The organism is Microbacterium sp. 13-71-7, assembly GCF_002257455.1.
GTDB lineage: Bacteria > Actinomycetota > Actinomycetes > Actinomycetales > Microbacteriaceae > Microbacterium.
On the sequence record NZ_NCKN01000001.1, the window covers coordinates 31916 to 54085 of the forward strand.

Here is a 22170-nt window from a genome sequence, read left to right on the forward strand (position 1 = left end):
CGTGAAGCCGCGCGACCGTCACACCTCGAGGCGGATGGGCCGTTCGTCGGCGCGGTCCCAGGGCAGGGTCCATCCGGCGGCCTCGAAGACGCCGTCGAGCACCATCGCCGTGAAGCCCCACACGATCGTGCCGTCGACGTCGAAGGCGGGGCCGCGGAAGGTCTGCCCCATCCGGGTGAGCGTCGAGGTGAAGCGGGTCGCCGGATCCAGCAGCGTCGCGACCGGGACGCGGAACACCTGCACGGTCTCGGCGTGATCCACCGCGACCACCCGCGAGGGCTCGCGCCACCAGCCCAGCACCGGGGTGACGAGATGGTTGCTGGCGGCGAGGGGGATCTCCGGGAGGGTCGCGAGGATCTCGACGCCGGCCGGATCCAGCCCGGTCTCCTCCTGCGCCTCGCGGAGGGCCGTCGCGGCGGGATCCGGATCCGCCTCCTCGCGGCGACCGCCGGGGAACGAGACCTGCCCCGGGTGCGAGGAGAGCGTCGCGGCACGGCGCTGCAGCAGCACGTCGAGATCGGCGGGCACCGTGACCGCATCCGCGTCGGACGGCTCGTCGTCGAGGCGGCCGAACAGGATCAGCACGGACGCGGCGTGCGCATCGTCGTCGACCCCGGGGAAGCGGCCGAGGCCGAGCGCGCCCTTCGCCGCCGCCGCGAGCAGGTCGGCGCGCGCCCCGGCGGTGTCCGTGGCGGGTGTCTCGGCGGAGGAAGTCATCGTGCCGAGCCTATGCCCGCGGTGCCTAGCATGGACCTATGGCGAGCAGGATCGACACGACGGCGGGGCGCGCGGCGCTCGATGCCGCGCGTGCGGCGCTCGGCGCGGGCGGGAAGCCCGCCCGCGCCGACTACGCCACGGCCGTCCGCTATCTGCTGCAGCTGCTGGACGAGAAGGCGCCGGGCAACAGCGTCGAGGTGCGCGTGCCGCCGTTCGGCGCGGTGCAGGTCGTGCAGGGTCCCCGGCACACCCGCGGCACCCCGCCGAACGTCGTCGAACTGGATCCGGCCACGTGGATCGCGGTCGCGACCGGATCCGAGACCTGGGCGTCGGCGCTCGACGCCGGGCGGATCCATGCCTCCGGCACTCGCGCGGACCTCACCGAGCTGCTGCCGCTGCGCCCCTGACCCGGCGGGGCATCCGCTCGCCGCGTGAGACGCAGGCCGCCGCGGAGCCCGCATCTCGCGCCTCGGCCGGGGCGCGCCCTCCGCGGATCTCCGCACAGGCGCGCGTGGGACAATGGAGGCATGAGCACGCCGCAACCGGACCGCACGCCCGAGATCGTCGAGGCGCGCGTCCGTCGTGCGCCGCGCTGGGGCGTCTTCCTCGGCATCGGCGTGGGGGTGGGCGTGGTCCTCGCGTTCGTGCTGACCGTGTTCGGCAACTTCGGCGCGTCGGAGGCCACGCAGGTCGCCTACCCGTTCGGGCAGGTGTTCGGCTTCCTGCTGCTGTGGACGGTTCCGGTCGGCATCGCCCTGCTGGGCGTCATCGCGCTGATCTTCGAACGCACCGCGCGCCGCAGCGAGCGCGTGGTCCGCGTCGATCGCGAGACCGTCGCGGAGTAGCCCCCTCGGGTCGCGGCCCGAGCCCGGGAGGGCTCCGCGCGCCCGGACCTCGTCACGCCACTTCGGCGATGACGGGGCGGATCGCGCTGTCGAAGTCCACGGGGTCGTGGCGGAGGCTGTCGGTGACCGCGATGCTGAACGCCCCGATGCGCCAGATCCCGCGCTGCGCGAGCGGCAGCACGTGCACGTTGAGCTCGAAGGAGTGCGCGCGGCGTCCGGTGTCGCGCTCGAACTCCGCGAGTGCGGCGGCGTAGGCGCGGTACGGGTCGCCCGTGCCGGAGACCGAGCGCGAGTAGCGCTGCTGGGCCTCCTTCGCGTAGCGCACCACCTCGGAGGCGAACGGCGCGATCGCGGCCCGCAGCCGCTCCGCGCCCACGGCGGGGAGCGCGACGATCGTGTCGAACCCGTCGATGAGCTCAAGCGGCGACGTGGAGGGGTGCGTCTCGGGTTCGACCGTCATGTCCCAGTACGCCCGCCACTGCCGCTCGAGCGCGTCGTCCACCCCGCCGTCGTCGAACGCGCGCAGCGGATGGTCCCTCAACGTGGGGAGCTCGGGAGGGATCCGGATCCCGAGACGCTGGCGCAGCGCGAGCGCGATGAGCACCGGGATCCCGGCCTCCTCGCGCACCAGCCACTGCGGCTTGTCGACCATGCGCCCATCGTACGGATTTCCGGGCCGCGCGGGGCCTGTTTGCGGGTCACGATCGCGGACGCGGATCCCGGGCGCCGTCCCGCCTCCCCGAGCCCCGGCCCGCGGGCGATCGCACAGCCGCCCGCCGGTAGGATTGTCGGGTGTCCTCCCGCACCTATGCTGAGGCCGGCGTCGATACGGCAGCCGGCGATCGAGCCGTCGAACTCATGAAGTCCGCCGTCCGTGCCACGCACGGACCCGAGGTTCTCGGCGGGGTCGGCGGATTCGCCGGTCTCTTCGACGCCTCCGCCCTGCTCGGCTATCGTCGGCCGCTGCTCGCCTCGAGCACCGACGGCGTTGGCACCAAGGTCGCGATCGCGCAGGCGATCGACAAGCACGACACGATCGGGCACGACCTGGTCGGCATGGTCGTGGACGACATCGTCGTGGTCGGCGCGAAGCCGCTGTTCATGACCGACTACATCGCCTGCGGCAAGGTCTTCCCCGAGCGCATCGCCGACATCGTGCGCGGCATCGCCGAGGCCTGCGAGCTCACCGGCACCGCCCTCGTCGGCGGCGAGACGGCGGAGCACCCCGGCCTGCTGGGCGTCGACGACTACGACGTCGCGGGCGCGGCGACCGGAATCGTCGAGGCGGACCGGATCCTCGGGTCCGAGCGCGTGCAGGACGGCGACGTCGTCCTCGCCCTCGCCTCGAGCGGACTGCACTCGAACGGCTACTCGCTCGTGCGGCACATCCTCGCGAAGGCCGGGATCGGCTACGCCGACCGGGCCGTCGACCTCGGCGCCACCTGGGGCGAGGCGCTGCTCACCCCCACCCGCCTCTACACGACCCCGCTGCTCGGCATCGCCGACCGCTTCGACGGCGCCGTGCACTCCCTCAGCCACGTCACCGGCGGCGGCATCGCGGCCAACCTCGCGCGCGTCCTGCCGCAGGGATCCTGGGCCGAGGTCGACCGCTCCACGTGGTCGCCCGCCCCGGTGTTCCGCGTGCTGAGCGACCTGGCCGGCACCACGCTGGAGTCCAGCGAGGGCACCTGGAACCTGGGCATCGGCTTCCTCGCCGTCGTCGATGCCTCGTCCGCGACCGCGATCGCCGAGGCGCTCACGACCGGCGGCATCGACACCTGGCAGGTCGGGACGGTGCGGCTCGACGCCGTGGCCGCGCGCCCGGCCGGCGACTTCGAACAGGGCGCCAAGGGCGTCGACGGCGGTGCCGTGCGCCTGGTCGGCGCCTACGCGGACGGAGCGAACTGACACCCATGTGCGGCATCGTCGGAATGGTCGGGCACAGCCCGGTCAACCAGGACATCTACGACGCGCTCCTTCTGCTGCAGCACCGCGGGCAGGACGCGACCGGCATCGCCACGGCAGAGCCCGGCGGCGTCATGCACATGGCCAAGGCGGAGGGCATGGTGCGCGAGGCCTTCCGCACGCGCGACATGCGCTCGCTGCTCGGCAACGTCGGCCTCGGCCACGTCCGCTACGCGACCAAGGGCACCGCGTCGAGCGAGGAGGAGGCCCAGCCGTTCTACGTGAACGCGCCGTACGGCATCGTCCTCATCCACAACGGCAACCTCACCAACACGCGCGAGCTGACCGCCGACATGGCGCACCGCGACCGCCGTCACCTGAACTCGTCGAGCGACACCGAGCTGCTGCTCAACGTGCTCGCGCACGAGCTGCAGACCACGACCTCGACCGTCGACCTCGACTCGGAGCGGATCTTCGAGGCCGTCGCGCGCACGCACGAGCGGATCGAGGGCGCCTATGCCGTCATCGCGATCCTCGCCGGCTACGGGCTGCTCGCCTTCCGGGATCCGTTCGGGATCCGGCCGCTGATCCTGGGCAAGCGGGTCAGGGACGGCAAGGAGGAGTGGGTCGTGGCGAGCGAGTCGCTCGTCCTCGAGAACGGCGACTACGAGGTCGTCCGCGAGATCGAGCCCGGTGAGGCCGTCTTCATCACGAACGACGGCACGCTGTTCTCGAAGCAGTGCGCCAAGGCTCCGACCCTCGCGCCCTGCGCGTTCGAGTACGTGTACCTGGCCCGTCCCGACTCCGTCATGAACGGCATCTCGGTCTACGAGTCGCGCCTGCGCATGGGCGACCGCCTCGCCGACACGATCGCAAAGCACGTGCCGCTCGAGGAGATCGACGTGGTCATGCCGATCCCCGACTCCTCGCGCCCCGCCGCGATGGAGGTCGCCCGCAAGCTCGGCATCGAGTACCGCGAGGGCTTCTACAAGAACCGCTACGTGGGCCGGACCTTCATCATGCCCGGCCAGGCGGTGCGCAAGAAGAGCGTGCGGCAGAAGCTGAACGCGATGTCGACCGAGTTCAAGGGCAAGAACGTGCTGCTCATCGACGACTCGATCGTGCGCGGCACGACCTCGAAGCAGATCATCCAGATGGCGCGCGACGCCGGCGCGAAGTCGGTGATCTTCGCCTCCGCGGCCCCGCCGATCCGCCACCCGCACGTGTACGGCATCAACATGCCCTCGAAGCACGAGCTCATCGCGCACGGCCGGACGATCCCCGAGATCGCCGAGGTGCTGGGCGCCGATCGTCTCGTGTACCAGGAGGTCGAGGACCTCAAGGCGGCGATCACCGAGGGATCCGAACTCACCGATCTCGACATGAGCCCCTTCGACGGCCGGTACGTCACCGGAACCGTCACCGAGGAGTATCTGGGCTGGCTCGAGGGGGCGCAGACCTCGTGATCCGGGGCGCGCGATGACGGCCGGCGCCGCGCGTCCGCTGTGGCAGGGGCGCACCCTCGCCGTGCTCGGGATCGTGCTGTGCGCGTTCTCGCTGCGCTCGGCGGTGGCCTCGCTGTCCCCGGTCGTCGACCTGATCGGGCGCGACTTCCCGCTCTCGCCCGCGATCATCGGCCTGATCGGCACGGCCCCGCCGGTCTGCTTCGCGCTGTTCGGCCTGCTGACGCCGCTCTTCGAGCGCCGGCTCGGCCTGGAGCGGGTGGCGGTCATCGCGCTGAGCGCGGTGACGCTCGGGCTCATCGCGCGCGGCGTCGCGGTGGATGCGGTGACGCTCGTGATCGCCACCGCGCTCGTCTTCGCGGGCGTCGGCATGGCGAACATCCTGATGCCGCCGCTCGTGAAGAAGTACTTCGCGGACCGCATGGGGCTGATGATGACGGTCTACACGACCGTCATGGCCTTCTCGACGTTCCTGCCGCCGCTCGTCGCCGTGCCGATCGCGGAGACCGCGGGCTGGCGCACCTCGCTCTCGATGTGGGCCGTGTTCGCGCTCGCCGGCACGATCCCGTGGATCGTCATGCTCGTGCGGGACCGGACCGGTGCGCCGCGGGATGCGGCCGCCGCGGATCCGGATCCGGAGCCGGAGGACCGGATCCGGGAGGGCCGCGACGTCTCGCTCGAGGATGCGGTCGCGGTCGCGACGGGGCCGATCGTCGTGGCCCCCTCCAACGGGCGCATCTTCGCGCGGATGCCGAGGATCCCGCTGGCCTGGGCGCTCGCCGCCGTGTTCGCGACCTCCTCGACCATGGCGTACGCCTCCTTCGCCTGGCTGCCGACGATCCTCGTGCAGTACGAGGGCGTGAGCGCCCAGGCGGCGGGACCCCTGCTGTCGCTGTTCGCGTTCATCGGCCTGCCGGCATCGCTCGTCGTGCCGCTGCTCGTGGTGCGCTTCCGCGCCACGACGCCGCTCTACATCATCGGCGCGCTCGGCGGCCTGGTCGGCGCGCTCGGGCTCATCCTCTGGAACCGGCCCGAGCTCGCGTGGCTCTGGGTGAGCCTGTTCGGCCTGGTCGGCCTGCTGTTCCCCCTCGCGCTCGTGCTCATCAGCATCCGCGCACGGGAGCCGGAGACGGCGGTGGCGCTGAGCGGGTTCGTGCAGAGCATCGGCTACACGGTCGCCGCGATCTTCCCGGTGCTGCTGGGAGTGCTGCACACCGCCACCGGCGGCTGGCAGGTCCCGCTGTGGGTGCTCGCGATCATGCTCGTGCTGTCGATCCCCGCCGGTGTCATCGTCGGACGCCCGCGCACGGTCGAGGCGGACTGGGAGCGCCGGCACGGCCGACGCTGGTAGGGGTCAGGGCCCGTACGGTGCGAGCGTCTCGGTGATGCGCACCGCGCCGTCGAGCGTGCGCATGGTGAGCCGGAGAGATCCGCGATCGGCCTGGATGTCGATCCAGGTCGCCGCCTCCGCGGAGGCGGCGTCGAGGTCGGGGCCGCCGGCGACGACCTGCGCATACGGGAATTCCGGGTCGGCAGGGATCAGAGCAGGCTCGTGCGTGTGGCCTGAGACGATGAGCTGCGCGCCCCAGGCGACGAGTGCGTCGTGCCAGGCGTCTCGGCTCATCCGGCTGAACCAGTCGTAGCCCTCCCGGTCGTAGTCGGCCGGCGTCTCGTCGATCCATCGCAGCGGGATGTGGCAGAACACGAGGCGGTAGGGGGCATCGCGGATCTCGGGCCGCGCCGTCCCTTCCCTCAGCCAGCGCGCCTGCTCGGCACGGAGCGGCTCGAAGGCCACCCGGCCGTGGAACGTCGGGTGCGCGTCGGGCTTGTCCTCGCCGGTGTGCAGGAAGACGCAGGCCACGGGGCCGATCCGCGCGGCGGAGAAGGGGCGCGCGTCGCGGGTGGCGACATACTCCTGCAGTCTGAAGGCCCACTCGCCGCGCACATCGTGGTTGCCGATCAGCACCTCGAGCGGCCGGTCGGCGCTGATGTCGCGCTGCGCGGGGGAGAGCACGGTGTCCGCGAATCGATCGGGCGTGGTCCAGTCGTTGCAGAGGTCGCCGTTCCACACCAGCAGGTCCGCGGACGGCGTCTGGTCGTCCAGGGCGCGGATCGTGTCGTCGTGCTGGTGGGTGTCGTTCCAGACGGCGATCCTTGCGGTCTCGGCGGATCCGTCCAGCAGGCGCACGGTCTTCCACGCGCTCACCTGCCGTACGACCGGATCCGCGACCGAGGCGGTCACCGCCCGCACCTGCACGTCGGCGCCGGCAGGAAGCCCGTCCGCGCGTACGCGCAGCACGTGCGCGCTCTGCGGCGTCATGCCGAACGCGTCCATGCGAGCTTCGCCGCGGGCTTCTCCGGAGCGCCATTCCAGCCATCCGCGGCTGAGTCCCGCCACCGTCCACACCGCCTCGAAGCCGTCGGTGCGGAGCGCCATGATCACCAGCGGGCTCGTCATGAGAGGCTCGCCGCCGGGAGCCGGAAGCATGTCGGTCATCGGATCTCCTCGTCGGGGTCGGAGGCGCCGCCGAGGTCCAGGTCGAACCGATAGCGCAGGTCGTCGTCGAACCACATCCGGAAGTTCGTCCCCCACACGTTATTGTGCAGGTTCACCGCGAAGCCGTCCGAGGGGTCCGGCACCGTGTCCTCGAACCGCAGCAGGGCGGGGGATCCGACGGCGACGAGCGGCGCGTCGAGCGTGCGGACGCGCACCGGACGCGTCCCGTCACGGTCCACGCTCGTCGCGGCGTGCAGCGCGCGATTGCCGCGGCTCACCACGTGCCGCGGGTCCACCGCGAGGCCGAGCTTCTGCAGCGTCCACCGGCCGTCGTCCGCGGTTCCGCTCCGGACCGGCCGGAAGCAGAACCAGCTCGCCTCGGGCAGTCTCGACGCCTCACGCCCGCACACGTCGAGCGCGATCCGGATCGGGCCCGGACCCTGCGGGAAGCAGTATTCGACCGTGATCCGCGCCGGAGCGCCGGTCTCGGCGACGAGCTCCTCCGGGAGAGTCAGCTCGACGATCGCCGTGTCGGCGCCGTCGTCACCCGTGCTGGTCCGCAGGCGCTGAACCTCGGGGGCGGTGACGCGGGCGGGCAGCGTCTCCGCGATCGCGAGCCCGGGGCTCGCCTGGTCAGGGATCGCCCAGACTCCGGTGTCCTCGAGATCGCGGCAGTACTGCTGCAGCCAGCGCTGCTCGTCCCGCTCGTCGAAGGTCTGATGCCGGAACGAACCGAGAGCGTGCTCGGCATCGGCCCACACGGAGCCGCGCTCGTCGCGCAGTCCGATGATCGCCCCGTCCGCGCCGAACCGGACGGCGAACCGGCCCAGCCGCACCTCCTCGCCCACGCCGACGGAGCGACCGGCGGCGTCCTGTCCTGACGTCTCCGCCGGGCGCAGGATCGCCAGGGCGGCTCGCGCCTCCGCGGCGCGCTCCGGGTCCAGGGCGGAGACCGCGGCATCGAGATGCGCGCGCTGCTCGGCCCAGGATGCCTCGAACCCCGAGTACGTGAGGCCCTGCGGTGACGGATGCTCCGCCCAGGCCCAGTCGTACGCCCGGGTCTGCGCCGGGTTCGCGGCCGGGTCCACGACGTCCCGCGAGCGGGCCGTGCGGAAGTCGGCCTTGGCGTAGTTGACGTAGTCCGGAAGGTAGGTCTTCAGATCCTCGCCCCAGGTGTGCTCGGCGATGCGCAGCAGGGCGACGCTGAACCCGTGGTGCTCTGCGGATCCGGGGGTCAGCAGGCCCTCCCGGAGCCACGTCGTCCGCAGCCGCTGCAGCGCCCCCAGTCCTGCGGTGAGCAGGGGATCGGCGCCCGCGCCGTGGATCCACGTGTCGCCGATCTCCGCGGTCACGACGGGAAGCTCGCCTCGGTGCGGGAGGAGGGCGCGGGCGAAGTCGTCGAGGCTCGAGGCCACGATCCGCGCTCCCGGGTGCGCGGCGGCGAGGGCGGCGAACAGCTCCTCCACCTCGGCCGCGGTGGGAGGGCCGTTGTTGTCGCCGGTGTGCGCGAGGTGCAGCGCGTCGGTGCCGCCGGGCACGACGGCGAGGTCGAGCCCCTCCGATCCGTACGAGCGCGCGTAGTTCACGATGACCTCCGCACCGCCGGGAGCGCGCCACACGAAGAACTCCGGCACGTCGGGCACCGCCGAGGCGCCGTTGACGCCGAGGTGGAGGTACTCGATCCCGGCCGCGGCCAGCACCGGCACGAGTCCGATGGTGTGCCCCGGCACGTCGGTCATCTTCGCGGCGATCGTGCGGCGGCCGTACCGGGCGTCGAGGTCTCGGGCGATCGAGACGCCGAAGGCCGCGAGGGTGGGATCCATGAGCTCGGTGTGGGTGGTCAGGGGCAGCCCGTGCCAGCGGATCCGCCCCGCGCGCACGGCGGCGTCGAGCCGCTCGCGCGCAGCGGGTGAGCCGTTCCGCAGCACGTGGTCGATGAGCCAGGATCCCGTCGTCCAGACGAATCGGGCGGGGCCTCCGCGGCGGTCGAGCTCCTCGGCGAGATCGATCGCGCGGGGGAGATAGTGCTCGGCGTAGCCGGCGATCACGTCCCGGGCGAGGGCGGTGAAGCCGATGTCGAGGTGGGTCTTGAAGACGACATGGATCGTGCCGATCATGAGGAGGTCTTTCTGAGTCGGGGCTGTCGGCGGAGGAGGAGCGGGATCCGCCCGGTCGATGCGGCGCGGGCCGCCCTGAGGACGCCCGTTCCGGGCCCACCATCAGGCGGGCCCGGAACAGGCGCCGGATCACTGCAGGGGCTTGCAGAGCAGTGCGCTCGGCACACCGCCCTGGACGCGCTGGTAGGTGTAGGCGATTCCGGCGAGGTACTCGCCATCGGCGCACTGCCCCTTGAAGTGTCCGGGAGCCCAGTCGCTCGCCGTGGATCCGCCGCCCGCGGGCCGATTGTCGGCCTGATCGAACCAGACGGTCCGCCCGGCGTTCACCGGCAGCGGGCTCGTGCTCGGAGCGCACAGCAGCTTCGAGGCGGCCCACCGGTTGGTCGTTCCGATGGTCAGGCTGAACCCGACGGCCATCTGTCCCGCGGCGCACTGCAGCTTGCTGTAGCCGCCGGCCCAGTCCTGCTGCACGTTCGCCTCGTTCGCGACGATGTTCCGCGCGGTCGTGGTGGCCGGCTGCCGGGCGTCGGTGCAGAGCCCGCGGTCGATGCTGCGCGACACGCCCTGCAGTCGTTCCGTGTCTGGGCAGACGCCCTTCCACTGGCCCGGATCCCAGTCCGGGCGATCCTGCATGAGTGCCGAGGCGTTCGTGTCGGGCAGGTAGCTGTTGCTGCCGAGCATGTTCCATCGGGTCTCGACGGGCACCTGCCCGGTTCTGCCGGCGCTCGTCACGAGCTTCTGCCAGCCGGCGTACCGCCAGTCGTCGGCGATGCTGATCCTGCTGCCGTCCGGACGATAGCCGAGGAGCGCGAAGCTGTCGGCGAACGCCCCCGACGCATCGGCCTGGGTGACCAGCGGCCAGGCGGCGAAGTCGGTGTCGTTCGCGACGAGGAGATCGGTGAAGCTGTTCCACCAGGCGATCTCCTTCTGATCGGTCTGACCGGCGCCGCGGGTGCCGAACTCGCTCACCCAGACCGGGGCCGTGTAGTGCTGGCCCGGCGTCGTGACGAACAGTGCCTCCTGGCGCACCGCGTCCGCGAGCTGCGTCGCCGTCATGTCGCGATAGCGCAGATCGTGCGTCTCGCCCAGGCCCGTGGCCCCTGTGTGCTGCGGACCGGTGAATCCGTACACGTGCGCCGAGTACACGAGCTTGTCGGGACGCAGGATCGTGTTCGAGATGTTCGCGACCGGCTTGAGCATCGGCCGGTCGTGGTACACGCCGTCCAGCGGCACGCCCTGCCAGTTGATGCCCTCCATGATCACCAGGACGTCGGGGTTGACGCGCTGGATCGCGATCGCCGCCTGCTGATACGCCTTGTAGAGGTCGTTGCCGTCGCCGCCGCCCCAGTTCGCGTCGTCCATCAGATCGCGGCGCACCTCGTTGCGCAGATCCATGCCGACGACCCGAGGGTTCCCGCGGTACCGCTCGGTGAGCGCCACCCAGTCCGAGACCCACTTCTCGGTGGTCTGGCTGCTGTACCACTTCGTGTTGCCGTCATCGTGGCTGCAGCACCAGCGCGATGTCGTGGTGTGGTTGTTCAGGATCACCGCGAACCCCTCCGCGGTGAGTGCCGCGACCACGGCATCGAACACCTGGAGCGGCGTCTTCCCGCGCAGCTGCGGGTTCGCGGTGACCGCCGCATCCGGCACGGGCGCGGTCATGCCGAGCATCTCGTTCGAGAAGGGCAGGCGGACGCTGTTGATCCCGAGCGAATGGAAGTCGCTCAGCAGCGTCGGCAACGCCACCCGGTCCAGCCCCATCGGGATGTCGTAGCTGTCCCCGCTGTTGTGATTGGCGGGATCGTCCTTCGACCCGCTCCCGTTCCAATGGCCCTGCGCCCCGTCCCAGTTCGCCGACATGAGCTTGAAGCGGTCTCCGTCGGCGTCCACCACGTACCGCCCGCGCGTACTCAGCGGCGCGGTCCACGATCCGGCGAGCTCGGCACCGGTGAGCGGGGGGATGAGCGCGGGGCGCGTCTGCGCCGCCGCAGGGATCGGTGCTGCCAGTCCCGCCGCCAGCACTCCGGCGCTGAGCACCGTGACCAGCCGCTTCCATCGTCGTCGTTGCATGGATCGAACTCCTTTGTCATCGTCCATCGGAATGTGCTTCTCCGGGGCGCCCGCGCCTGTCGTCGACGCGGCTCCCCTCCGGATTGGCAACGTAAACACGACCGTTGCGGAATCGTGAGTTGTTTACGTAACCATAGTGTGCCTATAGTGCCTTTGGTAACGCAAACAATCACGAGGAAGTGAGACACGGATGTCGATCGCGATGACGCGGCTCCGACGCTCCCGCCGGTCCTGGGCGGGCTGGTGGTTCGTCGGTCCCTTCATGCTCGTGTTCGCGCTGGTGCTCATCGCACCGCTGCTCTACGCGATCTATCTCAGCCTGTTCCGCGACTCCCTCATCGGCGGCACGCACTTCGTCGGACTGGAGAACTACGCGACCGCGATCGTCGACCCGAAGTTCTGGGACGCGACGGGTCGCGTCGTCCTGTTCCTGTGCGTGCAGGTGCCGATCATGCTGGCCCTCGCGCTCCTGGCGGCGCTCGCCCTGGACAGCGCCCGACTGCGCTTCGTCCCGCTGTACCGGCTGAGCATCTTCCTCCCGTACGCCGTGCCCGGCGTCGTGGCGGTCATGATCTGGGGGTACATGTACGGCGACCAGTTCGGTCTCGTCGCCGATCTGAACCGCTGGCTCGGCGACGTCGTGCCCTCGCCCCTGTCGGAGAGCTTCATCCTGCCCGCGATCGGCAACATCGTGACCTGGGAGTTCGTGGGCTACAACATGCTGATCTTCTTCTCCGCGCTCCAGGCCGTTCCGCAGGAGCAGTACGAGGCTGCGGAGATCGACGGCGCCGGGGCGCTGCGCACGGTCTTCAGCATCAAGCTCCCGGCCATCCGCGGCGCGATCGTCGTGGCGACGATCTTCTCCATCATCGGCAGCTTCCAGCTCTTCAACGAGCCCGCCGTGCTGCAGAAGATCGCGCCGAACGCGATCTCCAGCTACTTCACGCCGAACATGTACGCCTTCAACCTGTCCTTCGCCGGATCCCAGTTCAACTACGCGGCCGCGATCGCGATCATCTCCGGCGTGATCACGATGATCATCGCGTTCTTCGCGCAGTCCATGGGTTCGAAGGAGCAGAAGTGATGAGTGTCGTCTCGAACAGCGCGGAGCAGCTGAGCACCGAAGCGGTCGTCACCGGCCGGCGCCCGAGCCGTCTCGCGAGCGGGCGCGTCCAGGGCCGGGCTCCGCGACGCGGGGTCCGCCGCCCGGCGCGCCGGACGCGAACCTCGATCACCCTGATGATCGTCATGACCCTGATGCTGCTCTACAGCCTGGGGCCGCTGTTCTGGCTCGTGGTGAACTCGACCAAGTCGCGGCAGGACCTCTATGACACGTCGGGCCTGTGGTTCGGGCCGAGGTTCTCGCTGTTCACGAACATCGCCGACGTCTTCGGCTACGACGACGGCGTCTTCCTGCGCTGGTTCCTGAACACGGTGCTGTACGTGGTCGTCGGCGCCGGCGGGGCGACGCTCCTGGCCACGCTCGCGGGCTACGGGCTCGCGAAGTACCGGTTCCCCGGGCGCAGGGCGGTGTTCGCGATCATCCTCGGTGCACTCGCCATCCCCGGATCCGTGCTCGCCGTGCCGCAGTTCCTGCTGTTCAGCAAGCTGGGCCTCACGAACACGCCCGCGGCGGTGATCATCCCGTCGCTCGTGAGCGCCTTCGGCCTGTATCTGGTGTGGGTCTACGCGGCCGAGGCGATCCCCGACGAACTCATCGAGGCCGCCCGTCTGGACGGCGCGGGGGAGTTGCGGATCTTCTTCTCGATCTCGCTGCGCCAGCTCGCCCCCGCCTTCATCACCGTGCTGATGTTCGCGGTCGTCGCCACCTGGAACAACTACTTCCTGCCTCTCATCATGCTCTCCAGCCCCGAGTGGTACCCGCTCACGGTCGGGCTCAGTCAGTGGGCATCCGCCTCGGCCTCGATCGGCACGCAACCGATCCCGCAGCTGGTCATCACCGGTTCGCTGCTGACGGTGCTGCCCATCTCCGCCGCCTTCCTCTACCTGCAGCGCTACTGGCAGTCCGGCCTCTCCGCCGGAAGCGTCAAATGACGACGGCGCCTCGCTCTCCGCATCGCATTCCCTCCGCACGCACGACCCTGCATCACCTCCTCGAAAGGACCCCGCAGTGAAGAAGAACATCTGGATGCGCGCCGCCGTCGTCGTCGGCGCAGCCTCACTCATGATGGGCGCCCTCGCGGGCTGCCAGAGCGGCAGCGACGCCGCCTCGGGCGGCTCGAAGGCCGACATCGACGCCGCGCTCAAGAAGGGCGGCGAGCTCACCTGGTGGACCTGGAGCGACTCGACCCAGGACCAGGCCGACGCGTTCACCAAGGCGCACCCGAACGTGAAGATCAAGGTCGTCAAGCTGGACAACCCCGACGCGGCCGTGACCAAGCTGCAGAACGCCGTCAAGGCGGGATCGGGCGCTCCCGACATCGTTCCGGTGGAGTATCAGACCATGCCGCAGCTGACGATGGCCGGTGCGCTCGCCGACATGACCTCGTTCGGCTTCGACGGCTACAAGGACCAGTTCACGGCGTCGACGTGGAACTCCGTCACCGTGAACGGCAAGCTCGTCGGGATCCCGATGGACTCCGGCCCCATGGTCTTCATCTACAACAAGGACGTCTACGCGGCCGCGGGCATCACCGAGGCGCCGAAGACCTGGGACGAGTTCGTCAAGGACAGCGCAGCGATCCACGCGAAGGATCCCAGCACCTACATCGCGACCGGCGGCGACGCCGGCTTCTTCACCAGCATGATCTGGGCGTCCGGCGGGCACCCCTTCGCCGTGGACGGCGAGAAGGTCACGATCAACCTGCAGGACGAGGGCAGCAAGAAGTTCGCCGACACGTGGGGCGGCATGCTGCAGCGCGGTGAACTCTCGCCATTGGCCACGTGGTCGGACGAGTGGAGCAAGGCGCTGAACCAGGACAAGCTCGCGACGCTGATGATGGGCTCCTGGATGATCTCAGGCATGGACGACCACGGCGCGGGGAAGTGGCAGGTCGCGCCGATGCCGACCTGGGACGGCACTCCCGGATCCGCCGAGAACGGCGGCAGCGGCCTGAGCGTCACCGATCAGAGCAAGAACAAGGCGCTCGCCGCGGCGGTGCTGCAGTTCATGGCCGATGGCGCGGGCCGTGATCTCATCAACAAGAACGGCTTCCCGTCGACGGTCAAGGAGTTCGACAACCCGGAGTGGGCGAACATGACCTTCAAGGCCTACGGCGACCAGAAGCCGAACCCGATCGGCGCCGACTCGGCGAAGTCGGTCATCACCGGATGGCAGTACCTCCCGTACCAGGGCTACGCCAACAACGTCTTCGGCGACTCGGTCGGCAAGGCCATCGGCGCCAAGGGAGACCTCAACACGGCGCTGCAGGAGTGGCAGAAGACGCTCGTCGACTACGGCAACGCCCAGGGATTCAAGGTCAACAAGTAGCCGACCGCTGTTCCGGGGTGCGGGGGCCGCCGACGCGGTTCCCGCACCCCTCCTTCGGCGCAGCCCGACGCCGATCCCTCGAGACCCCCGGAGCCCCTCATGCCCGCCTTCACCATCGGCGAGACCGACTTCCTGCTCGACGGAGCACCGTTCCAGGTGATCTCCGGGGCGATGCACTACTTCCGCATCCACCCGGATCAGTGGGAGGACCGGCTGCGCACGGCCCGGCAGATGGGGCTCAACACGATCGAGACCTATGTCCCGTGGAACTCGCACGAGCAGCGTCGCGGCGAGTTCACCGCGACCGGTGGTCTGGATCTGGGCCGCTTCCTGGACCTCGTGCAGGCCCACGGCATGTTCGCGATCGTGCGCCCCGGCCCCTACATCTGCGCCGAGTGGCACAACGGAGGGCTGCCGGAATGGCTCATCGAGGACGGCACGATCGCCGTGCGATCACGGGATCCGCGGTACCTCGCCGAGGTCGAGCGCTACCTCCAGGCGGTCTACGAGATCGTGCGGCCCCGGCAGATCGTGCATGGCGGCGGCGTGATCCTGGTGCAGATCGAGAACGAGTACGGCGCGTACGGATCGGACAAGACCTATCTGCGCGCGCTCATGGACCTCACCCGCGCGGCGGGGGTCGAGGTGCCGCTGACCACGGTCGATCAGCCCACGGACGCGATGCTCGAGGACGGCACCCTCCCGGAGCTGCACAGCACGGCGTCGTTCGGATCGCGTGCGCCGGAGCGCCTGGCCGCGCTGCGCCGGCATCAGCCTCGGGGGCCGCTCATGTGCGCCGAGTTCTGGTGCGGCTGGTTCGACAGCTGGGGCGAGCCGCACCACACCACGTCTGCGGCCGACAGCGCGGCCGAGCTCGAGGCGATTCTCGCGGCGGGTGCGAGCGTGAACATCTACATGGTGCACGGCGGCACCAACTTCGGCTACAGCGCCGGCGCCAACGACAAGGGCTTCTACCGGCCGATCGCGACGTCGTACGACTACGACGCTCCGATCGCGGAGGACGGCACCCCCACGGAGAAGTACTGGGCGTTCCGTGAGGTGATCGCGGCGCACGCGCCGGTGCCGGACGACCGCCCCGCACCGCGCGCACCGGCGCGGGTCCTGGAGGCGCCGCTCCTCCGCGTCGTCGCACTCGCCGACGCGGAGCTGGAGCGCTGGAGCGAACACGACACGGCTCCCGTGGCCACGGCGTTCGGATCTCCGCGCGGATACTCCCGGTACGCCGTCCATGTTCCGCACGGCGGCGTGCTCACCGTGGGGGAGGTGCGCGATCGCGCGCATGTGACGCTCGACGGCCTGCCGGTCGGGATTCTGGATCGCGAGGCGCACGATCGCGTGCTCGCGCTGCCCTCGGGCGGGGAGCTGTCGATCCTCGTCGAGCATCTGGGCGGCGTGAACTACGGCTCCCGCATCGGCGAGGCCAAGGGGCTGATCGGCCCCGTGCGCCTGGACGGGGAGGAGCTGCGCGGATGGCGCGCCGCACCCCTCGAGCTCACGGCGGACGAGATCCGCGATGCGCTCGATACGCGGGGGATCGCGCTGTCCGCGGGCGCACCCGTCGGCGGGCCGGTCCTGCTCGGCGGACGCTTCGAGGCCGATCCCACGGGCGATCTTCACCTCGACGTGCGCGGCTGGGGGGCCGGTGCGGTCTGGATCAACGGCTTCGCGCTCGGCCGCTACTGGGCCAGGGGGCCGCAGGAGACCCTGTACGTCCCCGCGCCCGTGCTGCGCGATGACGGCAACGAGCTCCTGGTGCTGGAGCTGCGCGGGGCGGAGCGGCCCACGGCCCGGTTCGTGGCGGAGCCCCGGCTCGGCCCGACCGAGTTCTGACGTGCGATCACGCCGGGGCGGGTGCGGGCCCGGTGCTCTCCCGCACGACCAGCCGGGTCGGGATCAGCGGATTCTCGGGCAGCGGCTCCGCGTCGATCATCGCGATGAGCAGTTCGGTCGCACGCTGCCCGACGACGTCGAACTGCTGGTGGATCGTGGTGAGCGGGGGCCAGTAGCTGCCGCTGTCGTCGCTGTCGTCGAATCCGATGACGCTGAGGTCTTCCGGGATGCGCAGGCCCGCCTCGTGCGCGGCGCGCATCACGCCCAGCGCCATCTGATCGTTGGCGGCGAAGACGGCGGTGGGACGCGTTCGCTCGGCGAGGATCTCGCGGCCGGCGGCGTAGCCGGATGCCGCGGTCCAGTCACCGCGGTGCCGTTCGGTCGGGTCGAGGGCGTGCTCCTGGCAGACGCGCGCGTACGCGTCTTCACGGCGGCGGGCGGAGAACGACTTGAGCGGCCCTGCGACGTGCGCGATGCGCCGGTGGCCGAGATCGAGCAGGTGCTGCATGGCCGTGCGGGCGCCCTGTTCCTGATCGGTGTCGACGAGCGTGTGATCGGCGGTCGCGGTCGAGTCGACGATCACGAGGGGGAGCCCCGCGGTGAGGGCGTAGTCGTCCGGGGAGCCGAACTCGGCCGACATGATGAGGATGATGCCGTCGACGGCCTGCTCCTCCAGGCGGCCGAAAGCGCCGGCCACCGAGATGCGCGTCGGATCCGCGACCGGGATCAGGGTCGTCGTGTAGCCCGCGGCCGCACCGGCCTCGGCCACGGCCTCAAGCGTGCGCTCGTTGCCGAGCGTCGTGATGTTGAAGGTGACGACGCCGAGGCTGCGGAACCGGCCCGACTTGAGGTTGCGCGCCGCGCTGTTCGGCCGGTAGCCCAGCTCCTTCATGGCGGCGAGGACCTTCTCGCGCATCTCCGGGCGCACATGCACGTATCCGTTGGCCACGCGCGACACCGTCTGCGGAGACACCCCTGCGCGCTGGGCGACGTCCTTGATCGACGCGCGCGGCGTGCCCTCCTTGATCCGTTGCACGTTGGCTCCTTGCATGGCAACGTAAACAATACTCGAACCGCTCTGGAAGGGGAATCATGTCGTCACTGACTCCGGACGGCGGTGCGGCGAGCATCGGGACCGTGGATCTCGGGATCGTCCTGGAAGCCGGCGGCGTCGCCCTGGTCCTGGACATCCGGGACGGCGGGCTTCCCGTCGTCGTGCACTGGGGCGCGTCGTGCGGGCCGCTCGACGCCGCCGCATTCGAAGCGCTCGCCGTCGCGGGCGTCTTCCCCGATGCGGGCAGCGAGGTGGATGCGGTCGTGCCCGTGTCGATGCTTCCCGAGCTCTCCCGGGGCTGGAGCGGCACCCCTGGGGTCAGCGGATCCCGCGACGGGGCGCATTGGTCTCCGCGCTTCCGCGTGACCGGCCTCGCGATCGATGGCGCACCGGTCGTCGACGCGGCCGGGGCGGCTCCCGCTTCGGGCGGGCGCCGCATCCTGTCGTCCGGTCCCGCCTCGGTGCGCGTGGTCGCCCAGGACGACGAGGCGGAGCTGACTCTCGCGCTCGACATCGAGCTCACCGGATCGGGCGCGATCCGCACCCGCGCCGCGGTGCGGAACGTCGGCGACGACGTGTATGGGCTCGACTCGCTGATGCCGATGCTGCCCGTACCCCTGGACGCGGACGAGGCTCTCGACTTCGCTGGTCGCTGGGCCGTCGAGCGGGTGCCGCAGCGCCGTCGGCTCGGTGTCGGCGCGCATCGCAGGGAGAACCGTCGCGGTCGCACGGGGCTCGGCGCCGCGATGGCGCTGATCGTCGGCCGCCACGGCTTCGACTTCTCGTCGGGGGAGGCCTGGGGCATCCACGTGGGCTGGTCCGGCAACCACGTGCACCAGGTGGAGAGGGTCGCCGAGGGGCGACAGGTTCTCGCCGGGGGCGAGCTGCTGCTGCCGGGCGAGGGGCGTCTCGCACCGGGCGAGGAGTACGCGACCCCGTGGCTGTACGGGTTCTACGGACGAGGCCTCGACGCGCTGGCCGTGCAGTCCCACCGGATGATGCGGGCACGGCCGCAGCACCCCCGCTCGGCGCGCCCGGTCACGCTCAACGTCTGGGAGGCCGTCTACTTCCGGCAGAACGAGAAGGACCTCATCGAGCTCGCGGATGCGGCCGCCGCAGTCGGCGTGGAGCGCTTCGTGCTCGACGACGGCTGGTTCGGCGCACGTCGCAACGACCACGCAGGCCTCGGCGACTGGACCGTGTCGGCCGATGTCTGGCCGCACGGGCTGCACCCCCTCATCGACCATGTGCGCAGCCTCGGCATGCAGTTCGGGCTGTGGGTCGAGCCGGAGATGGTGAACCCCGACTCGGACCTCGCCCGCGCGCACCCCGACTGGATCATGTCGGCACGCTCGGAGTGGCCGCTGACCGGCCGCAACCAGCAGGTGCTGGCCCTGGCGAACCCCGATTGCTACGCCCATATCCGGGACGCCCTGCTCGCCCTCCTCGAGGAGTACGACATCGCCTATCTCAAGTGGGATCACAACCGCGATCTCGTCGAGGCGGGCACGGGGCCGCGTCGCACACCGGGCGTGCACGGCCAGACCGCCGCGTTCTACCGTCTCGTCGACGACCTCAAGCAGCGCCATCCAGGACTCGAGATCGAGTCCTGCTCCTCCGGCGGCGGTCGGGTCGACCTGGGTGTGCTGGAGCGCACCGATCGCGTATGGGGATCCGACGACAACGATCCGCTCGAGCGGCAGCGGATCAACACCTGGACGGCGCAGCTGATCCCGCCGGAACTCATCGGCGCGCACATCGCCTCGGCGCCGTCGCATGTCACAGGGCGGACCCACACGCTGTCGTTCCGCGCCTCGGTGGCGCTGTTCGGGCACCTCGGCGTGGAGGCGGACATCCGCGGCTGGACCGAGGACGAGCGTGCGCAGCTCGCCGACTGGATCGCGCTGCACAAGCGGGAACGCGCGCTGCTGCACGACGGGACCATGGTGCGCGTCGACGCGCCGGACCCCGCGTTCGCACTGCAGGGCGTCGTCGCCGGCGACGGGGATCGAGCGCTCTATCTGTTCACGGCGCTCGCCGCAGGCACGACCGCGAGTGCCGGCCGGATCCGCCTTCCCGGCCTGGACGAGGACCGCCGCTATCGGGTCGAGATCGAGCCGCTCAGCCTGCGCGGGCTGCACGCGAACCCGGCGCCGTGGCAGAAGGACGGCGTCGTACTGACCGGACGGATCCTCGGAAGCATCGGGCTGGTGATGCCGTCCGTGCACCCGGAGACGGCGCTGATCCTGCGCGCGATCGCGGCGGACTGACCGGTCCGCGCTGCGGGCCCAGAGACCTGCGTCTTCGGAGTCACGCCGAGGGCGCGTGCTCTCCCTGTGCCGGGCGTCAGCCGACGACGACCTCGTCGCCCACGCGGATCGTGCCGCCGACGCCGGCGTCGTCGCCCACGGCGCCGCTCACGCCGGGGAGGATCAGCAGCCGGCCGAGCGTCGGCTCGTCCTGCCCGAGGGATCCGGTGAGAGTCTTCAGCACGCTCGCGTCGCGCTCGCCGGAGTCGGGGTTCGCGTGCGTCGCGAGGCAGCGGACGATCGGTCCGGCCGTGGCGAGGCGCACGTCTCCGATCCTGACCTCGCCCTGCCAGCCCAGCTCGTCCCAGGCGCCGACGCCGCCGATCACGACGTTCGAGCGGAACCGGCGGTCATCGACGTCCTTCGCGAGCGCCGCACCGAGGGCGGCGACGCTGGCCTCGCTGTGCACCGAGACGTATCCGCGGCCGCGGTCCTGGAAGCGGGAGCTCTCGCCGTCGCCGACCAGAGCCAGGGGCAGCCGCCCGGGGCGCTGCAGGCGCTTGCCGTCGGGTGAGCCGAGCACGAAGTCCGTCACGGCCTCGGCGAGCGCGGCGCGGCCGGCCTCGTCCAGTCCCGCCTCCACGAGCGTCGCGCCGGCGTGGTCGATGCGCACGCGCTGCGCCGCCTCGTCGTACGACAGCCGCAGCGCGGCGAGTCCGGGGAAGGTCTCGAGAGCGAGGCCCTTCGACTTCGGCCAGTGATCCAGCCCGTCGCGCTCCTCCGGGGTCGCCGCGTCGCCGAAGCGGAACGCGAGCACGCGGTCGCCGGCGATCCGCCCGTCGGCCTGCACCGTGAGGGCGGGCACCTTCTCGGGCGTGAACCCCTTGACCGGGTGGCGGTAGAGCGCGACGACGTGCGGCATGGATCCATCCTCGCAGGGCCGCGCGAGCGCTCAGGACCGGGTCGGGTGCGAGGGCGCTCTGGAGCGACCGCGCCTCGCGGAACCAACGACGAACCCCGCCGCGAGAAGGCTCGGGCGGGGTTTCGAACGACGAGGCTCAGGCCTTTTCGAGTTCGTCCTCGTCTTCGTCGGCGTACTGATCTGCCCACTTGTCGACGTACTGGTCCTCGTTCTCCGGGTGACCCAGCTCGCGCTCCAGCGCCGAGTAGTTCACCGACGGACTGTACGACTTCAGTTCGCGGGCAATCTTGGTGTGCTTTGCCTTCTGACGGCCACGGCCCATGCGCGAGACCCCCTTACTGTAAGCAGCGTGCGGAACGGGCTCGCTGGCTATTTCCGGCACCGGCTCGCGGCCGGTAAGAGTAGCATCCAGGATAGCACGCGGGCCACCTCACCTCGCCGTGACGGGTCCCCGATACCGCCGCACCGAAGGGAACGACGAGATGAGCGACACCGCCTCCACCCCCGAGGATCAAGACCTGCAGGATCCGCAGCTGCAGAAGGCCGTGATCGTGGCGCTGCGTCCTGGTCAGCCTCCGAGGGTGCTGTCCGAAGCCATGCGGTACGCGAGCCTGCTCAGAGCGCCGCTCGTGGTCGTGCACGTCGACGTCACCCGGTTCGTGACCTTCGAGGATCCGGACGGGATGGTGCACTCCGCGCCCATCGACCTCAACATCGACACCGGGGCGGAGGAGTTCGCGGAACTGCGTCGCGAGGTCGAGAAGGTGCTGGCCGGATCCGGCCTCACCTGGACGGCCCGGCAGCTCGTCGGCGACCCGGCGCTCGCGATCAAGCATCTCGCCGGCGCGCTGGATGCGCAGCTGATCGTGGTCGGCACCCGCAGCAGAGGGCTCGGCGAGTCGATCCGAGAGTTCTTCACCGGATCCGTCGCGGCCCGCCTCTCGCACCGTCAGTCCCGCCCCATCCTCGTCGTCCCGCTCGAAGAGCCGATCGCGGACGACAAGAAGGATCCCTGGGCCGAGTAGCCCC

At 70.7% G+C, this 22170-nt stretch carries 19 protein-coding genes; 11 read left to right on the top strand and 8 right to left on the bottom strand.

The features are described 5' to 3' along the window. Nucleotides 1-18: 18 nt before the first annotated feature. Nucleotides 19-717 carry a CoA pyrophosphatase gene (locus tag B7X32_RS00150; RefSeq protein WP_292714206.1) on the bottom strand — a complete coding sequence of 233 codons (699 nt, stop codon included), beginning with the start codon at nucleotides 715-717 and terminating at the stop codon, nucleotides 19-21. A 38-nt stretch (nucleotides 718-755) separates the two neighbouring features. Between B7X32_RS00150 and B7X32_RS00155 the strand changes: the two genes are divergently transcribed. Both B7X32_RS00155 and B7X32_RS00160 read left to right on the top strand, forming a co-directional pair. Then, nucleotides 756-1124, top strand: a complete 369-nt coding sequence (locus B7X32_RS00155; protein ID WP_292714209.1) for a sterol carrier family protein — start codon at nucleotides 756-758, stop codon at nucleotides 1122-1124. A 120-nt stretch (nucleotides 1125-1244) separates the two neighbouring features. After that, the gene (locus B7X32_RS00160) at nucleotides 1245-1562 is read left to right on the top strand and encodes a potassium transporter Trk (protein ID WP_292714213.1); all 318 of its coding nucleotides are present in this window, start codon (nucleotides 1245-1247) and stop codon (nucleotides 1560-1562) included. Nucleotides 1563-1614: 52 nt separating this feature from the next. Here B7X32_RS00160 and B7X32_RS00165 read toward each other — a convergent pair whose 3' ends face one another. Further along, nucleotides 1615-2214 (bottom strand): zinc-binding alcohol dehydrogenase, encoded by a 600-nt coding sequence (locus B7X32_RS00165; RefSeq protein WP_292714216.1) that lies wholly within the window; start codon nucleotides 2212-2214, stop codon nucleotides 1615-1617. Nucleotides 2215-2354: 140 nt separating this feature from the next. Here B7X32_RS00165 and purM point away from each other — a divergent pair, with 140 nt between their 5' ends. From purM to B7X32_RS00180, 3 genes are read left to right on the top strand one after another with little or no spacing between them, the layout of a single operon-like run. Further along, complete coding sequence (purM, locus tag B7X32_RS00170; RefSeq protein ID WP_292714219.1) at nucleotides 2355-3470, top strand: phosphoribosylformylglycinamidine cyclo-ligase; 1116 nt, start codon at nucleotides 2355-2357, stop codon at nucleotides 3468-3470. Nucleotides 3471-3475: 5 nt separating this feature from the next. After that, nucleotides 3476-4933 (top strand): amidophosphoribosyltransferase, encoded by a 1458-nt coding sequence (purF, locus tag B7X32_RS00175; protein ID WP_292714222.1) that lies wholly within the window; start codon nucleotides 3476-3478, stop codon nucleotides 4931-4933. A 13-nt stretch (nucleotides 4934-4946) separates the two neighbouring features. Beyond that, nucleotides 4947-6281: an MFS transporter gene (locus B7X32_RS00180; protein WP_292714225.1), complete on the top strand. Its 1335-nt coding sequence runs from the start codon at nucleotides 4947-4949 to the stop codon at nucleotides 6279-6281. Nucleotides 6282-6284: 3 nt separating this feature from the next. On the opposite strand, the gene B7X32_RS00185 is transcribed toward B7X32_RS00180, so the two are convergent. The 3 genes from B7X32_RS00185 to B7X32_RS00195 all read right to left on the bottom strand — a co-directional run bounded on the left by B7X32_RS00185 (nucleotide 6285) and on the right by B7X32_RS00195 (nucleotide 11614). Further along, nucleotides 6285-7427 carry a metallophosphoesterase gene (locus B7X32_RS00185; protein ID WP_292714228.1) on the bottom strand — a complete coding sequence of 381 codons (1143 nt, stop codon included), beginning with the start codon at nucleotides 7425-7427 and terminating at the stop codon, nucleotides 6285-6287. Continuing rightward, nucleotides 7424-9544, bottom strand: a complete 2121-nt coding sequence (locus B7X32_RS00190) for a DUF5054 domain-containing protein (protein WP_292714231.1) — start codon at nucleotides 9542-9544, stop codon at nucleotides 7424-7426. Before B7X32_RS00190 ends, B7X32_RS00185 begins: the two co-directional genes overlap by 4 nt. A gap of 129 nt (nucleotides 9545-9673) precedes the next feature. Continuing rightward, nucleotides 9674-11614: a cellulase family glycosylhydrolase gene (locus B7X32_RS00195; RefSeq protein ID WP_292714234.1), complete on the bottom strand. Its 1941-nt coding sequence runs from the start codon at nucleotides 11612-11614 to the stop codon at nucleotides 9674-9676. A 202-nt stretch (nucleotides 11615-11816) separates the two neighbouring features. Here B7X32_RS00195 and B7X32_RS00200 point away from each other — a divergent pair, with 202 nt between their 5' ends. The 4 genes from B7X32_RS00200 to B7X32_RS00215 all read left to right on the top strand — a co-directional run bounded on the left by B7X32_RS00200 (nucleotide 11817) and on the right by B7X32_RS00215 (nucleotide 16916). Next, entirely contained in the window at nucleotides 11817-12698 is an 882-nt protein-coding gene (locus B7X32_RS00200; protein WP_292714237.1) for a sugar ABC transporter permease, read from the top strand. Between the two features lie 155 nt (nucleotides 12699-12853). Continuing rightward, nucleotides 12854-13669 carry a carbohydrate ABC transporter permease gene (locus tag B7X32_RS00205; RefSeq protein WP_292714271.1) on the top strand — a complete coding sequence of 272 codons (816 nt, stop codon included), beginning with the start codon at nucleotides 12854-12856 and terminating at the stop codon, nucleotides 13667-13669. Nucleotides 13670-13745: 76 nt separating this feature from the next. Then, the gene (locus tag B7X32_RS00210; RefSeq protein ID WP_292714240.1) at nucleotides 13746-15065 is read left to right on the top strand and encodes a sugar ABC transporter substrate-binding protein; all 1320 of its coding nucleotides are present in this window, start codon (nucleotides 13746-13748) and stop codon (nucleotides 15063-15065) included. 99 nt (nucleotides 15066-15164) lie between these two features. Further along, nucleotides 15165-16916: a beta-galactosidase family protein gene (locus tag B7X32_RS00215; protein WP_292714243.1), complete on the top strand. Its 1752-nt coding sequence runs from the start codon at nucleotides 15165-15167 to the stop codon at nucleotides 16914-16916. A gap of 7 nt (nucleotides 16917-16923) precedes the next feature. Here B7X32_RS00215 and B7X32_RS00220 read toward each other — a convergent pair whose 3' ends face one another. Continuing rightward, nucleotides 16924-17952 carry a LacI family DNA-binding transcriptional regulator gene (locus B7X32_RS00220; RefSeq protein WP_292714246.1) on the bottom strand — a complete coding sequence of 343 codons (1029 nt, stop codon included), beginning with the start codon at nucleotides 17950-17952 and terminating at the stop codon, nucleotides 16924-16926. Nucleotides 17953-18008: 56 nt separating this feature from the next. On the opposite strand from B7X32_RS00220, the gene B7X32_RS00225 reads away from it, so the two are divergent. Next, nucleotides 18009-20240 carry an alpha-galactosidase gene (locus tag B7X32_RS00225; RefSeq protein ID WP_292714249.1) on the top strand — a complete coding sequence of 744 codons (2232 nt, stop codon included), beginning with the start codon at nucleotides 18009-18011 and terminating at the stop codon, nucleotides 20238-20240. A gap of 76 nt (nucleotides 20241-20316) precedes the next feature. Here B7X32_RS00225 and B7X32_RS00230 read toward each other — a convergent pair whose 3' ends face one another. Then, entirely contained in the window at nucleotides 20317-21141 is an 825-nt protein-coding gene (locus B7X32_RS00230; RefSeq protein WP_292714252.1) for an MOSC domain-containing protein, read from the bottom strand. Between the two features lie 136 nt (nucleotides 21142-21277). Further along, entirely contained in the window at nucleotides 21278-21463 is a 186-nt protein-coding gene (locus B7X32_RS00235) for a DUF3073 domain-containing protein (RefSeq protein ID WP_045271809.1), read from the bottom strand. 160 nt (nucleotides 21464-21623) lie between these two features. Here B7X32_RS00235 and B7X32_RS00240 point away from each other — a divergent pair, with 160 nt between their 5' ends. Further along, the gene (locus B7X32_RS00240; protein ID WP_292714256.1) at nucleotides 21624-22166 is read left to right on the top strand and encodes a universal stress protein; all 543 of its coding nucleotides are present in this window, start codon (nucleotides 21624-21626) and stop codon (nucleotides 22164-22166) included. The last annotated feature ends 4 nt before the right edge of the window (nucleotides 22167-22170 follow it).

What these genes read in the sequence shown, in the direction of transcription:
- B7X32_RS00150 (WP_292714206.1), bottom strand. Translation starts at nt 717, where the DNA reads ATGACTTCCTCCGCCGAGACACCCGCCACGGACACCGCCGGGGCGCGC.
- B7X32_RS00155 (WP_292714209.1), top strand. Translation starts at nt 756, where the DNA reads ATGGCGAGCAGGATCGACACGACGGCGGGGCGCGCGGCGCTCGATGCC.
- B7X32_RS00160 (WP_292714213.1), top strand. Translation starts at nt 1,245, where the DNA reads ATGAGCACGCCGCAACCGGACCGCACGCCCGAGATCGTCGAGGCGCGC.
- B7X32_RS00165 (WP_292714216.1), bottom strand. Translation starts at nt 2,214, where the DNA reads ATGGTCGACAAGCCGCAGTGGCTGGTGCGCGAGGAGGCCGGGATCCCG.
- purF (WP_292714222.1), top strand. Translation starts at nt 3,476, where the DNA reads ATGTGCGGCATCGTCGGAATGGTCGGGCACAGCCCGGTCAACCAGGAC.
- B7X32_RS00180 (WP_292714225.1), top strand. Translation starts at nt 4,947, where the DNA reads ATGACGGCCGGCGCCGCGCGTCCGCTGTGGCAGGGGCGCACCCTCGCC.
- B7X32_RS00185 (WP_292714228.1), bottom strand. Translation starts at nt 7,427, where the DNA reads ATGACCGACATGCTTCCGGCTCCCGGCGGCGAGCCTCTCATGACGAGC.
- B7X32_RS00190 (WP_292714231.1), bottom strand. Translation starts at nt 9,544, where the DNA reads ATGATCGGCACGATCCATGTCGTCTTCAAGACCCACCTCGACATCGGC.
- B7X32_RS00195 (WP_292714234.1), bottom strand. Translation starts at nt 11,614, where the DNA reads ATGCAACGACGACGATGGAAGCGGCTGGTCACGGTGCTCAGCGCCGGA.
- B7X32_RS00200 (WP_292714237.1), top strand. Translation starts at nt 11,817, where the DNA reads ATGACGCGGCTCCGACGCTCCCGCCGGTCCTGGGCGGGCTGGTGGTTC.
- B7X32_RS00205 (WP_292714271.1), top strand. Translation starts at nt 12,854, where the DNA reads ATGATCGTCATGACCCTGATGCTGCTCTACAGCCTGGGGCCGCTGTTC.
- B7X32_RS00215 (WP_292714243.1), top strand. Translation starts at nt 15,165, where the DNA reads ATGCCCGCCTTCACCATCGGCGAGACCGACTTCCTGCTCGACGGAGCA.
- B7X32_RS00225 (WP_292714249.1), top strand. Translation starts at nt 18,009, where the DNA reads ATGTCGTCACTGACTCCGGACGGCGGTGCGGCGAGCATCGGGACCGTG.
- B7X32_RS00230 (WP_292714252.1), bottom strand. Translation starts at nt 21,141, where the DNA reads ATGCCGCACGTCGTCGCGCTCTACCGCCACCCGGTCAAGGGGTTCACG.
- B7X32_RS00235 (WP_045271809.1), bottom strand. Translation starts at nt 21,463, where the DNA reads ATGGGCCGTGGCCGTCAGAAGGCAAAGCACACCAAGATTGCCCGCGAA.
- B7X32_RS00240 (WP_292714256.1), top strand. Translation starts at nt 21,624, where the DNA reads ATGAGCGACACCGCCTCCACCCCCGAGGATCAAGACCTGCAGGATCCG.